Source organism: Collinsella sp. AM24-1, assembly GCF_003470325.1.
Lineage (GTDB): Bacteria > Actinomycetota > Coriobacteriia > Coriobacteriales > Coriobacteriaceae > Collinsella.
This window is the reverse complement of the sequence record NZ_QRHM01000008.1, coordinates 51,379-63,295: the sequence shown is the minus strand read 5'-3', so window position 1 is coordinate 63,295 and position 11,917 is coordinate 51,379. Positions and strand designations below refer to the sequence as shown.

The window sequence follows — 11,917 nt, the reverse complement described above, 5'->3', positions numbered from 1 at the left end:
GTACCATAGCGCGAACGTGAAATCGGAAAAGTGAGGCCCAGATGGTCGATCAGGAAAAAGTCGAGGCCGCCATTAAGCTATTGCTTGAGGGCATAGGCGAGGACCCAACTCGTGAGGGCCTGTTGGAGACCCCGGCGCGCGTTGCCCGTATGTATGGTGAGATCGCCGGCGGCATGGGCCAGAGTGCCGAGGAGCACCTGTCCAAAACCTTTGCCGTCGCTTCGAACGATTTGGTTATCGAGCGCGACATCACGTTCTATTCGCTGTGTGAACATCATCTGCTACCGTTTTATGGCAAGGCCGCCATTGGTTATATCCCTAACGGTCGGGTGGCTGGGCTTTCCAAGCTCGCCCGCACGGTTGAGGTTTATGCCCGCCGTCTGCAGCTGCAGGAGCAACTGTGTGCACAGGTTGCCGATGCCCTCATGGACTATCTCGCTCCCCAGGGAGCGATTGTGTTGATGGAGGCCGAGCATATGTGCATGACGATGCGTGGCGTGCAAAAGCCCGGCACCAAGACCGTGACGCTCGCTCGCCGCGGCGTCTTTGAGACCGATCCCGCGCTCGAGGAGCGTTTCTTTAGGATGTTGGGCCGCTAACCATGAGAGTCGTCAACGACTTTACATCGAAGACCGATGAGGGGACGTCGCGTCGCGGCTTTATGGCTTCGGGCCTGGCCCCCTTTGGTGCCATGCCTCGCATTGATTACATTTGTGCCAACGGGCTGTTCCGACGGCACCTGGGCAACATTGCACAGTTGGAATCGGGGCGCATCTTCTGCCGCCACGGTATTGACCATCTGCTCGATGTCGCTCGCATTATGTGGATCAAGAATCTCGAGGAACAGCTCGAATTTGACCGCGAGGTCATCTACGCCACGGCACTTCTTCACGATATCGGCAAAGATGAACAGTATGAATCGGGTATATCCCATGATGTTGCAAGCGAACGCGTCGCTGATGCGATTCTCGGCGGCATGCCCGATGACGTGGCGTTTGAGCCGGCCGATGCCGCAGCCATTAAGACGGCCATTCTGGGCCATCGAAAGCTGCGCGTGAACAGCCAACCGCTTGAGCGTCTGCTCTATGCAGCCGACAAAGCGTCGCGCGCCTGCTTTGCATGCCCCGCGCGCAATGCTTGCAACTGGAGCGATGATAAAAAGAACCTGTCGATTCGCGTGTAGTTAGTTTGCGCGGTCGGGGTTCTAAACGAAGGAGACGATCGCGTTGAGTAACAAAAAACTGCCCGAGAATGCAACCAAGACTGAAGGTGCTGAGCTCGCCCGCCGTGGAAGGGGCGAAATATCCACCGCAACGGCGGTGCCTCACGTGAGCTATGACGATCTGCGCCATGCCGATCGTATTGTCATTGACGGCCTTGAGGTTTTTGCCAACCATGGCGTGTATCCCGAGGAGAACGCGCTGGGTCAGAAGTTCATCGTTTCTCTGGTGCTCTATGCCGACCTGCGCGCGGCGGGGGAGCACGATAACCTGGATGCCTCGATTGACTACGGCTCGGTGTGCCACGATGTCGATGGCTATCTGCGCGAGCATACGTTTAAGCTCATCGAGGCGGCAGCCGAGGGGACAGCCCAGATGCTGCTGCGCCGTTATCCCTCGCTGCTTGGTGTGCGCATAAAGCTCGATAAGCCGTGGGCTCCTGTTGGCCTGCCCCTGGCAAGCTGCGGCGTCGAGATCGAGCGCGTGCGCTAACCGGTTCTAATACGACTCTATGGGTGGCTGCTTGAGCCGCTGCGACAGAGCTTTATTGTTGGGACAGTACGTGTCGAGCAGGGCGTGGAATCGCTGATTGTGGCTTGGCTCGAGCAAGTGGACGAGCTCGTGGGCGACAACCATGTCGAGGCATTCGATGGGATAGGCGGCAAGTTCGAGTGCGATGCGAATGGCGCCGGTCTTGGGCGTGCATGATCCCCAGCGCGTTTTCATGCTGCGCACGGAGACGCGGGCCACGGTGACGCCCATTGCGATTTCGTACGCGTGCACCATATCGTACAGCGCCGTGGTGACCTCGGTTGCATAGAGCTGGTCGATACGGGCTTGGAGCTCATCGGACGTTAGGCCGTCGAGGATTGCGTGCCGCTTGGCCTGTGGGCCTTCGTCCGATTCATCGGTACCCATAAAACTTGCGAAGGTGGCCTGTTTGGGTCGCGGTGCGGGTGATGTAAAGTTGTGATCGAGTGCATCCTGTACCGTGATGGGCTTGCCCCAAAGTGCAATGATGGACGAGGGGCTGAGCGGCTCTCGTGCCGTCGCCTGACGCTGCTCGCGCTGGGCAAGTCGGCTGGTAATCCAGGCGCTGTTGCGCTTCACAAACGCTTCGATACGCTCGCGGGTGGCGCCGAGCGGTGCGCTGGCGTGGACCTCACCGCTCGAAGTGACGCGTAGGTTGAAGTTCTTGACGCACTTTTTGGTAACGACGACGGGGATGGGTGTCCCATCCGGTCGGGATGCGGAAATCGTAAACTGCTGCGTCAAAAGCGGTCCTTTGGATTGGGGACGGGCCGGCATGTCGACCGTTCGGCATGCCGGCCCGCTCAAGGGATGTGAAATTAATAACGCTCGAAGAAGGCAAGCGCGTTGTCGCTGCAGAGCTTTTGCATCACGGTCTTGCCAAAATGCTTGGAAAGCATGTTCTGGAACTCGGGCATCATGCTGGCATCGGAGAGGAAGGCGGGCACCGTGGCACCGTCCCAGTCGCCACCGAGTGCGATGACGTCCTCGCCGCCCAGGTCGAGCCAGTGCTCGATATGTGCCGCCAGCTGGTCGAAGGTGACGTCTGCGGCGGTCTTGTTGGTTGCGTCGTTGGAAAGGAACTCGCTGCAGTAGTTGAGGCCGACGATACCGCCCATGTCGCGAATGGTGCGGAACTGGTCGTCGGTGAGGTTACGCTTGACGCCGCAAACCGCGCGGGAGTTGGAGTGGCTGGCGACGAAGGGGCGCGTGGCGCGGGCGGCGACCTCGTCAAAGCACTCATCGTTGAAGTGGGAGACGTCGAGCACCATGCCGGCGTGCTCCATCTGCGTAAGCGCCTCGATGCCGGCGGCGGTGAGGCCGGCGTGGGTGTTGTGGCCGCTCGCGAGCGGTCCCTGCGCGTTCCAGCTGAGTGACGACATAAGCACGCCCAGGCTCTTGAGCACCTCGATCAGCGCGGGGTCCTCGGCAAAGAACGTGGCGTTTTCGATGGTGTGGATGCAAGCGACCTTGCCGTCCTTGAGCGCGGGGCGAATGTCTGCGGCGCTGCGCACGTTGACCATACGGTCGTGGTTGAGCATTGCCTGGCCGCTCATATGCGCCATGATCTGCGCCTGGAAGCGCGCGGCGTGGGCGGTGGGAATCTCGTCGGGGACAAACGTGGCGAAGCACTGTGCCCACGGCGTGTTGCCGATCTTTGCGAGCGAGATGGCACAGGCGTTACCCTCGATGAGGTCGAAATCTTGCGGATGCGTTTCGTCGCCGGGGAAATAACCGTCGGTGCCGGCGGTAAAGCGCAGGTCGAGATCGAGCGTGGCCCAGCCGATTCGGTCGGCAGTGTCGCAGTGTAGGTCAAATACGGGATATGCCATGGTTCCTCCGGTTGCAGCGTTTCTTTGCAAACTGTCATTGAATTGTATGACTAGGGTATAGTTAGCGCCATATGTTCACGGCGGCCCGCGTTGTGCGCCGCCCTTATCACGGAGGTTACCATGTCCAACCAGGGCAAGAAGGTCAAGACCCATTATCGCGGCACGCTCGATGACGGCACGCAGTTCGATAGCTCCTACGATCGCGGCGAGCCGCTGGAGTTCACCTGCGGCGCCGGTCAGATGATCAAGGGCTTCGACGCCGCTGTTGTCGACATGCAGGTGGGCGAGAAGAAGACCGTGCACATTCCTGCTGCCGATGCCTACGGCGAGCACAATCCCGAGATGGTTCTGACCTTCCCGGCCGAACAGGTTCCCAACATCAAGCAGATCGAGAAGGGCATGAAGCTTTTCCTGTCCACGCCGAGCGGTATGCCCGTTCCCGCCGTGGTCATCGACGTAACGCCCGAGGCTGTGACGCTCGACGCCAACCACGAGCTGGCCGGCAAGGACCTCAACTTTGATATCGAGCTCGTTGAGGTCGAGGGTTAGAGTATGCCTGAACGCTTGGTTTCGACGACATGCTTGGGAAATCTCAACGATCCGTCCTATGAACTCCTGCTTCGCCGGAAGTTGGGCGGCGTCTTTGAAGTTGACGAGCTACTGTTCGATTGGGACCGGGCTGATGTATGCGCGTTTGCGGGCGTGACGGAGCTGGGGCGCACGATCGATGTTCGGCTGGATGCTGCCGACGGCGGTCGTCTTGCCGATGGCGACGTGCTCGCCATCGACCGTTCGGGCATGGAGCCCGTGGCGGTTGTCGTGCGCCTGCGCAGCGCCGAGGTTTATTTGGTCGAAGTCGACCGCATGGATTCGATTGCGCTCGCGCATGCGTGCTGGGAGATCGGCAATATGCACGCGCCGCTTTTCCGAGGCGATTCGGACGAGCATACCGTGCGCATGTATACGCCGGTGCAGCCTGTTTTGGGCCGCATGCTCCGGGGCGTCGAGGGTGTTCGGCTCTCGGTGGTTACCCGTGAACTCGATGCGGACCGGCGCTTTGCATCGAGTGCGGCGGAGGCCGTCGTGAGCATGGCTCCCGACTTTACCATCGTAAAAAAGACGCGCGGCTAAGCGCGTATATACGCAAGGCGGGCTTTGAGGGGCGACCAATCAAGGTCCGTCTTGCTGTTGATAGGAGGCTTTGGGGAAGCATATGGGTCTTGAGGGAATCAAGCTGATTGCATGCGATTTGGACGGCACGTTGCTGCATCCGGGGGAGCGCGAGCCGCGTTCCGAGGCCTTTGAACTCATCGATGAACTGCATCGTCGCGGTATCGTGTTTATGCCGGCGAGCGGCCGTCAATATGCGAGCTTGCGCTACCTGTTTGCCCCGGTGGCCGATGAGCTCGCCTATGTATGCGAAAACGGAGCCCTGGTGATGAGCGAGGGGCGTGCCGTTGTCAAGCGCTCTATGGAGCGTGACCTGGCGATGGATATCGCGAATGCCGTGGTCGCCTACCCCCATGCCGACGTTACCCTTTCCTGCGAGGGGCACCTCTACACCATAAGCTGCAACGATGCGTTCGTCGACCATTTGCGCTATGAGGTCCACTGCGATGTGGCGGTGGTCGGCCGTCCCGAGGACATCGACGAGGACGTCATTAAGATTGCCTTCCAGATGCCCGAGGTGGATCAGCCGGCGGCCCTGGAGTATTTCGAGCGCCTCTTTAGCGACCGTGTTGACGTGATGACGTCGGGAACCGAATGGACGGACTTTATCGGCTTTGGTTCGGGTAAGGGTTCCGCGCTTGCCGATTACGGTCGTGCCCTGGGTATTTCGCCCGATGAGATGATGGCGTTTGGCGATAACGAAAACGACCGCGACATGCTCAACGTAGTGGGCCATCCTTATCTAATGGAGAGCTGCAATCCCTCTATGCGTGGCATCAACGACCACGTCCGCTACGTGCGCACGGTCGAAGAGGAGCTGCGCCGCCTGCTCGCCGAGTAGGTTTTCGGGACATACCTAGAAATCTATTTTTTGCTGCAAAGTGCGAAAAGGTGGATTTAAGGCATGTTCCAAACATTTACCGGCAGTCGGGGCAGAGACCCTCGAAGATGGTGTAGTGCGACGTGACGTGCCAGCCGATTTGCTCGGACGCCTTGGCGTCGATCTGGGCATCGAAGGGGAGCGGTACGTCGATGACGCGGCTGCACGAGGTGCAGATGATATGTGCGTGCGGCTCGATGGTGCGATCGAAGCGACTTCCGCCCGGCGTCTTGATGGAGAGAATCTCGCCGGCGTCGGCCAAGAGATTGAGGTTGCGGTAGACCGTACCGCGGCTGATTTTGTCATCCTGCGCGCGCACGACGTTGTAGATTTCGTCGGCGGTGGGATGGTTATAGCTTTGGCGCACGGCGTCAAGAACCAACTTTCGCTGCCTGGTATTCCTTCTTTGCACCGCCATGCGCCTCGCCTCTTTTCTATCAACGGTCGTAGGTAAATGATACCGTATTTAGCACACAATACTAATAACGAGGCGTGAAACCGTCTTCATTGGCAAGTGGGGCTCGGGCCTGGGCGTCTACGAGGCGAAAACGCGTACCCATGCGCTCGTAGGAGGCATGAAGCGCTTCGAGATGAGATAGGATATTTGCCGGAGCTCCCTGTATCTCCATCTCGACTGAGCCGTCTTCCATGTTACGCACCCAGCCGGTGAGCGCGCGTGCCTGCGCGAGGTTGGTGTTGGTAAAGCGAAAGCCAACGCCCTGGACTTGCCCCGCCCAGCGCAGGAAATAGCGCAGGGGAGTGTCTTGAGTGGCCTCGTCGCTTGCGAGCACAGTAAGCCTGCGGCGCAGCTCGAGCTCGACGTTTGATGGTTTTTGAGGTTCTCGACTGCCGCCGGTGACGCTGGAGAAGAACGTATCGAAGAGGCCCATCGCTATGCCTGCTTGCCTGCGTCGGCCGGGAAGGTTATGCCGGCCTGCTGGCGCACGGCATCCATGATGCGCAGCGAGACGAGCGTGACATCGCGGTAGTGGCCAAGCTCGTGGCGTCCCGCCGGGGTCTCCCAAATCTCTTCCTTAACGTTATCGATGCCGCAGATGGCGGTGATAAAGTCTGTGAGTTCGTATTCCATAGTGTTGCTCGATTTGGGCAGGTCGAGCACGCGGCCGTTGTCTCCCTGTTCGCGCGGTGCCTCGGTCGCCGAGCCGCGTACGACGTCGCCGCGATAGTCGATGCGGACTTTGCGGGGCGTGGACAGATGGTCGATCTGGATAGTGCCACGCTCGCCTTCGATTTGCGAGGGCAGCAGGTCGTTCGTAATTTTGGAGTGCGCGAGCTCGACGGAGATACGGCCACCGCCGTAGCTGGCGAGGATGGAGCCGCAGCCATCGATGGGGCCGTGCGTGAGCTGTTGCGTGGTGGGGTCGAGCAGAGTAGCCATGCTCGTAAGGCCGGAGGGCATGCCGAAAATCTCGACCATGGGCTCGACGGTGTAGACGCCAATGTCCATGAGGGAGCCCGATGCCATATTGCAGTCGAAGATATTGGTGGCGCGTCCCGCGAGAATCTCGTTGTAGCGCGAGGAATATTTGCCAAAGCGCAATGAGGCGCGGCGGATGGGGGCGATCTCGCCCAGGGCGTCCTCGATGGCGTGGAAGGCGGGATCGTGGAGGGGACGCATGGCCTCGAGGGCCACGACACCTGCTGCCTCGGCAGCGCGGAAGACTTCCAGCGCCTGCGCTTCGGTGGCGCAGAAGGGCTTCTCGACGATGACATGCTTGCCACCGGCGATGCAGGCAAGGGCCTGCTCGTAGTGAAGCGCATTGGGGCTGCCGATGTAGACGGCGTCGACGTCGTCGGCGGACGCAAGCTCGTCAAGTGCGGTGAAGTTACGCTCGCCGCCGTGTTCGGCGGTAAAGGCGGCGCCGCGCTCGGCATCGCGCGAGAGCGTGCCCACAAACGCGGCTTGGTCGTTAGCGTTGACGACCTGGATAAAGTCGTCGGTAATCATAGATGTGCCGATGGTCGCTATACGCAGCATGTATCCCCCTCGTTCCGTTCGGTTTACAGGATGAGTGTAGCGCGAGGGGGCAGGAAATAGCGTGCGAAAACGCCGTTACAGGTCGCTCTCGTTAAAGCCGGTATCGATATCGAGGTTGCTGCCGTCGGCCGCCGTGGTGGCGAGCTCATCGCAGCGCTCGTTGAGCTCATGGCCGGCGTGACCCTTAACCCAGATGAACTCAACCTTGTGCTTGCTTTTGGCGGCGAGTAGGCGCTCCCACAGGTCGCGGTTCTTGACGGGCTGCTTGTTGGCGGTTTTCCATCCGCGCTTTTTCCAGCCGTCAATCCAGTGCTTGTTGAAGGCGTTGACGACGTACTGCGAATCGGAATGGACCTCGACCTCGCAGGGGCGGTTAAGTGCCTCGAGCGCCACGATGACCGCCATGAGCTCCATGCGGTTGTTGGTGGTCTTGGCGTAGCCGCGCGAAAGCTCGGAGGTGAAGGTCTTGCCGGCGGGGTTGGTGTATTTGAGCACGGCGCCGTAGCCGCCGCGTCCCGGATTTGATCGGGCCGAGCCGTCGGTATAGATGATGACCTTCACGGGCTTCCTTTCGTTGGGTACGTTTCGTGTGAGTGACCATTGTAGCGCCATGCCCGCCGGGGGCTAGCAATCTACGATTTCTACCCCGTCTTCCGACAGTTAGTTGGCACGGATGATGCGGTTGAGCTCGTCGAGGTATTGCTGCAAGAGGGGAGAGGGCTTGCGCTCGTCGTGCATGATATAGCCTACGTGCATCGTTGGGGCGTCTGCTAACGGGATCGATGCCATACCCCATTGCATTTCATTGGAGAGGACACCGGTCGACAGGGTGTAACCGTTCGACGTGATAAGTAAGTTAGTAAGTGTTCCGCGGTCCGAGATTCGTATGTTGCGGTCGCAAAGGATATAGCTAAAAGGTTCCTCGGCGTAATAGAAGGAGCTCGAGGTGCCTTGCTCAAAGCTGTAGCGCGTATAGGGTGTAAGGTCGGCAAGGGACAGCTGCGGGCGGCGTGCGAGCGGGTGGCGCTCGCTAACGAAGACGTGGACCGTCGCGTCGAAGAGGGGATGGAAGCTTGCGCGGGCATCGGCGAAGGCCTTCTGCAGAATGCGGGCGTTAAAGTCGTCCAGATAGAGGATGCCGATGTCGCTGCGAAACGCGCGGACGTCATCGATGATCTGCGACGTGGTGGTCTCGCGCATGATGAATTCGAACTTGCTGTCCCGGCAGCGCTCGACGACGTTGACGAAGGCCTCGACCGAAAAAGCGTAATGCTGGGCCGAGATGGCAAGGCGCGCCTGGGGCGTGCCGCCGTCCTCGTAGCGGGCCTCGAGCATATCGGCCTGCTCTACGACTTGACGCGCATAGCCCAAAAGCTCGGTGCCGTCGTTGGTGAGCGTGACGCCGCGGCTGGAGCGCGTAAAGATCTCCAGATGGAGCTCCTGTTCCAGGCTTTTGACGGCGTTTGAGATGTTGGACTGAGCGGTATAGAGGCGCTGAGCTGCGGCGTTGATTGAGCCGGACTCTGCCACGGCAATCAGAAAACGAAGCTGCTGGAGGGTCATCGACGCAATCCTTTCGATTGTTATCTATAAAAACGATAACAGGTTAGCGCTTTTAAGTGATTGACCGAAGGAAATAATGCTCGTACTATTCAAAACACACAAAGGCGGTAGGTAATTAAGCCAACCACGGAACCGGGATGCGAAAGGAGGCCCGCATATGAATTGCTTACCAAGACGAATGCCGGGCTCCTGTTTGCGCCCGTTGGCGTGATCAGGAGACAGCGACTTACTTCTCTCTTTTTATTTACTTTTGTTCGATCAAGGAGATCATCATGAGCCAGTTCATCAACAACCCCGAGCACACCTTTGGTTTCGATACCCTGCAGCTTCACGTTGGCCAGGAGAGCGCCGATCCCGCATCCGACTCCCGCGCCGTGCCTATCTACCAGACCACGAGCTATGTGTTCCGCAACTCCCAGCACGCCGCCGACCGCTTTGGTCTTGCCGATGCTGGTAACATCTACGGCCGTCTGACCAACTCCACCCAGGGCGTCTTCGAGGACCGTATCGCCGCACTCGAGGGTGGCGTGGCGGGTCTCGCCGTCGCCTCCGGTGCTGCTGCCATCACCTATACCCTGCAGGCTCTTGCCCAGGCCGGTGACCACGTGGTGGCTCAGAAGACCATCTACGGTGGCTCCTACAACCTGCTGGAGCATACGCTCTCCCAGTTTGGCGTCGAGACCACCTTCGTCGATGCCCATAACCTGGAAGAGGTCGAGGGGGCCATCAAGGACAACACCACGGTCATCTACCTCGAGACGCTCGGCAACCCCAACTCCGACATCCCCAACATCGACGCCATCTCCGAGATCGCCAAGAAGCACGGTCTGCCGGTTGTCGTCGACAACACCTTCGGCACCCCGTATCTGTTCCGTCCGCTGGAGCATGGTGCCAACATCGTCGTCCACTCCGCAACCAAGTTCATCGGCGGCCACGGCACCTCGCTGGGCGGTGTGATCGTCGACGGCGGTAACTTCGATTGGAAGGCGAGCGGAAAGTACGCCCAGATCGCCGAGCCCAACCCCTCCTACCACGGCGTTTCGTTTGCCGAGGCTGTCGGTCCCGCCGCCTTCGCAACCTATGTCCGCGCCATCCTGCTGCGTGACGAGGGTGCCTGCATCAGCCCGTTCAACGCCTGGGTCCTGCTCCAGGGCACCGAGACTCTGTCGCTGCGCGTTGACCGTCATGTCGAGAATACCAAGAAGGTCGTTGAGTTCCTGACCGGTGACAGCCATGTTGCCAAGGTGAACCACCCGAGCCTGCCTGAGCACCCTGACCATGAGCTCTACAAGCAATATTTCCCCAACGGCGGTGCCTCGATCTTTACCTTTGAGATTAAGGGTGGCCAGGAGGCCGCCTGGAAGTTCATCGATCATCTGCAGGTGTTTTCGCTGCTCGCCAACGTGGCCGACGTCAAGTCGCTCGTCGTGCACCCGGCTACCACCACGCACTCCCAGCTCTCTGCCGAGGAGCTCGCCGAGCAGAACATCACGCCCTCCACGATCCGTCTTTCCATTGGTACCGAGAACGCCGAGGATATCATTTGGGATCTGAAGCAGGCCTTCGCCGCGCTGGACGAGTAAGGCGACTTGTGCAAGGACCCCTTGCGACCCGATAGGTATAACTGCATAAAATGCCTGCTCAAGGTGCCTGTGCGAACAATGGTTGCACAGGCGCCTTTTTTGCATAGAGCGGGTGCAAAAACAGGGTTTTTGACACGCTTTATGCATTCGAGTTGTGGAAAACTCCTGTTGAGAGGATGTGAGTTTTACGCAATTGACGTGCGCCTTTTGAGTAAAGCCGCAGGTCGCGATTTGCTCGGGGTACTATGCAGCGCGATTGAATCATACGCAGCTCAAACGCAGCAAAAACGCACTACGGAGGTTTCCAGCTACATGAGGATCGATTCACGAAAACCGAAAGCCGCCGCCCTTTCCGCCGCTCTGACCGTGGCACTTTTGGCGGGCGCCGGCGCAACTGATGCCCACGCCGCAACACTGTCCGATACGGTTGGATCTACACCGTCCGAGACGACGCTGGTACAGCCCGTTGACTATCGCGGCGATGGTTATGGTTCCATGCAGGAGTGGAACGCCTCGATGGAGGCTAAGCGCGATTCCCTGGAGATGCGCGCTCAGATCATCATGAACATGTACGGTGACTATGCTACCGATGACGAGCGCGCTGTGCTGCAGGGTTGTATCGACGGTGCGGGCAGTCTTTTGACGATGGAGGAGGTCGACGCGAAGTCGACCGAGCTCGATGAGCTGCGCACTGCACTTGAGGATGCCAAGCGCGAAGCGCTCGAGGTTGCTGCCGCCGAGGCGGAGGCTGCCGAGGCCGCCCAGGCTTCGTACCATAACGCCGGTTACACTCCGTCCTACGCGTCTGCCGCGTCCTACGCGAACGGATCGGGCCTGACGCGCTCTACGGGTGTCAATAACTACAACGGGCGCCGCGAGACCTATTACAGCAGCAATGTGCTTTATCACTATCGCACGGGCGAATGGACTCAGGATTCTGAGGGCTTCTGGCGCGATTCCGACGGCTACTACGTCGTGGCCGCGGGCGATAAGGCCCAAGGCTCCACGTTTACCGGTTCCAAGGGCGAGTGCAAGGTCTACGATTCGGGCTGCGCAGCCGGAACGACCGATTACTACACCGGTTGGTAATCTGTTCGCGCTATAGACATATGATGGGCGGGCGTCTTTACCGAGCTTTC

The 11,917-nt window shown here is 59.5% G+C and carries 15 protein-coding genes; 8 read left to right on the top strand and 7 right to left on the bottom strand.

Annotated elements, in window-relative coordinates; translation table 11 throughout:
* Positions 1-41: 41 nt before the first annotated feature.
* Genes folE through folB form a run of 3 tightly spaced genes read left to right on the top strand, consistent with a single transcriptional unit; the run spans position 42 to position 1,712 of the window.
* Positions 42-599, top strand: a complete 558-nt coding sequence (gene folE, locus DW661_RS04595; protein WP_117735797.1) for a GTP cyclohydrolase I FolE — start codon at positions 42-44, stop codon at positions 597-599.
* A gap of 2 nt (positions 600-601) precedes the next feature.
* Entirely contained in the window at positions 602-1,183 is a 582-nt protein-coding gene (locus DW661_RS04590; RefSeq protein ID WP_171021502.1) for an HD domain-containing protein, read from the top strand.
* A 43-nt stretch (positions 1,184-1,226) separates the two neighbouring features.
* The gene (gene folB / locus DW661_RS04585) at positions 1,227-1,712 is read left to right on the top strand and encodes a dihydroneopterin aldolase (protein WP_055251396.1); all 486 of its coding nucleotides are present in this window, start codon (positions 1,227-1,229) and stop codon (positions 1,710-1,712) included.
* Positions 1,713-1,718: 6 nt separating this feature from the next.
* On the opposite strand, the gene DW661_RS04580 is transcribed toward folB, so the two are convergent.
* On the bottom strand, positions 1,719-2,495 hold the full coding sequence (locus DW661_RS04580) for a M48 family metallopeptidase (RefSeq protein WP_158568411.1): 777 nt from the start codon (positions 2,493-2,495) through the stop codon (positions 1,719-1,721).
* 74 nt (positions 2,496-2,569) lie between these two features.
* Complete coding sequence (locus DW661_RS04575) at positions 2,570-3,583, bottom strand: dipeptidase (protein WP_118934811.1); 1,014 nt, start codon at positions 3,581-3,583, stop codon at positions 2,570-2,572.
* A gap of 120 nt (positions 3,584-3,703) precedes the next feature.
* Here DW661_RS04575 and DW661_RS04570 point away from each other — a divergent pair, with 120 nt between their 5' ends.
* The 3 genes from DW661_RS04570 (at position 3,704) to DW661_RS04560 (ending at position 5,594) form a co-directional block, all read left to right on the top strand.
* Positions 3,704-4,132, top strand: coding sequence for a peptidylprolyl isomerase (locus DW661_RS04570; protein WP_118934809.1), 429 nt, complete (start codon positions 3,704-3,706; stop codon positions 4,130-4,132).
* Between the two features lie 3 nt (positions 4,133-4,135).
* Positions 4,136-4,714 (top strand): urease accessory protein UreE, encoded by a 579-nt coding sequence (locus DW661_RS04565; RefSeq protein ID WP_117776461.1) that lies wholly within the window; start codon positions 4,136-4,138, stop codon positions 4,712-4,714.
* Positions 4,715-4,796: 82 nt separating this feature from the next.
* Positions 4,797-5,594, top strand: a complete 798-nt coding sequence (locus DW661_RS04560) for an HAD-IIB family hydrolase (protein ID WP_117776460.1) — start codon at positions 4,797-4,799, stop codon at positions 5,592-5,594.
* A gap of 76 nt (positions 5,595-5,670) precedes the next feature.
* On the opposite strand, the gene DW661_RS04555 is transcribed toward DW661_RS04560, so the two are convergent.
* The 5 genes from DW661_RS04555 to DW661_RS04535 all read right to left on the bottom strand — a co-directional run bounded on the left by DW661_RS04555 (position 5,671) and on the right by DW661_RS04535 (position 9,195).
* Positions 5,671-6,051, bottom strand: a complete 381-nt coding sequence (locus DW661_RS04555; RefSeq protein WP_199580532.1) for a Fur family transcriptional regulator — start codon at positions 6,049-6,051, stop codon at positions 5,671-5,673.
* 61 nt (positions 6,052-6,112) lie between these two features.
* Positions 6,113-6,523, bottom strand: coding sequence for an acylphosphatase (locus DW661_RS04550; protein ID WP_117583885.1), 411 nt, complete (start codon positions 6,521-6,523; stop codon positions 6,113-6,115).
* A gap of 2 nt (positions 6,524-6,525) precedes the next feature.
* On the bottom strand, positions 6,526-7,632 hold the full coding sequence (locus DW661_RS04545) for a Gfo/Idh/MocA family protein (protein WP_118934807.1): 1,107 nt from the start codon (positions 7,630-7,632) through the stop codon (positions 6,526-6,528).
* A gap of 75 nt (positions 7,633-7,707) precedes the next feature.
* On the bottom strand, positions 7,708-8,244 hold the full coding sequence (rnhA, locus tag DW661_RS04540; protein ID WP_117776457.1) for a ribonuclease HI: 537 nt from the start codon (positions 8,242-8,244) through the stop codon (positions 7,708-7,710).
* 48 nt (positions 8,245-8,292) lie between these two features.
* Positions 8,293-9,195 (bottom strand): LysR family transcriptional regulator, encoded by a 903-nt coding sequence (locus tag DW661_RS04535; protein WP_117776456.1) that lies wholly within the window; start codon positions 9,193-9,195, stop codon positions 8,293-8,295.
* Between the two features lie 272 nt (positions 9,196-9,467).
* On the opposite strand from DW661_RS04535, the gene DW661_RS04530 reads away from it, so the two are divergent.
* Together DW661_RS04530 and DW661_RS04525 are read left to right on the top strand one after the other, a co-directional pair.
* Positions 9,468-10,778 carry an O-acetylhomoserine aminocarboxypropyltransferase/cysteine synthase family protein gene (locus DW661_RS04530; protein ID WP_118934806.1) on the top strand — a complete coding sequence of 437 codons (1,311 nt, stop codon included), beginning with the start codon at positions 9,468-9,470 and terminating at the stop codon, positions 10,776-10,778.
* A 312-nt stretch (positions 10,779-11,090) separates the two neighbouring features.
* Positions 11,091-11,867 (top strand): hypothetical protein, encoded by a 777-nt coding sequence (locus DW661_RS04525; RefSeq protein ID WP_117776454.1) that lies wholly within the window; start codon positions 11,091-11,093, stop codon positions 11,865-11,867.
* Positions 11,868-11,917: the final 50 nt, after the last annotated feature.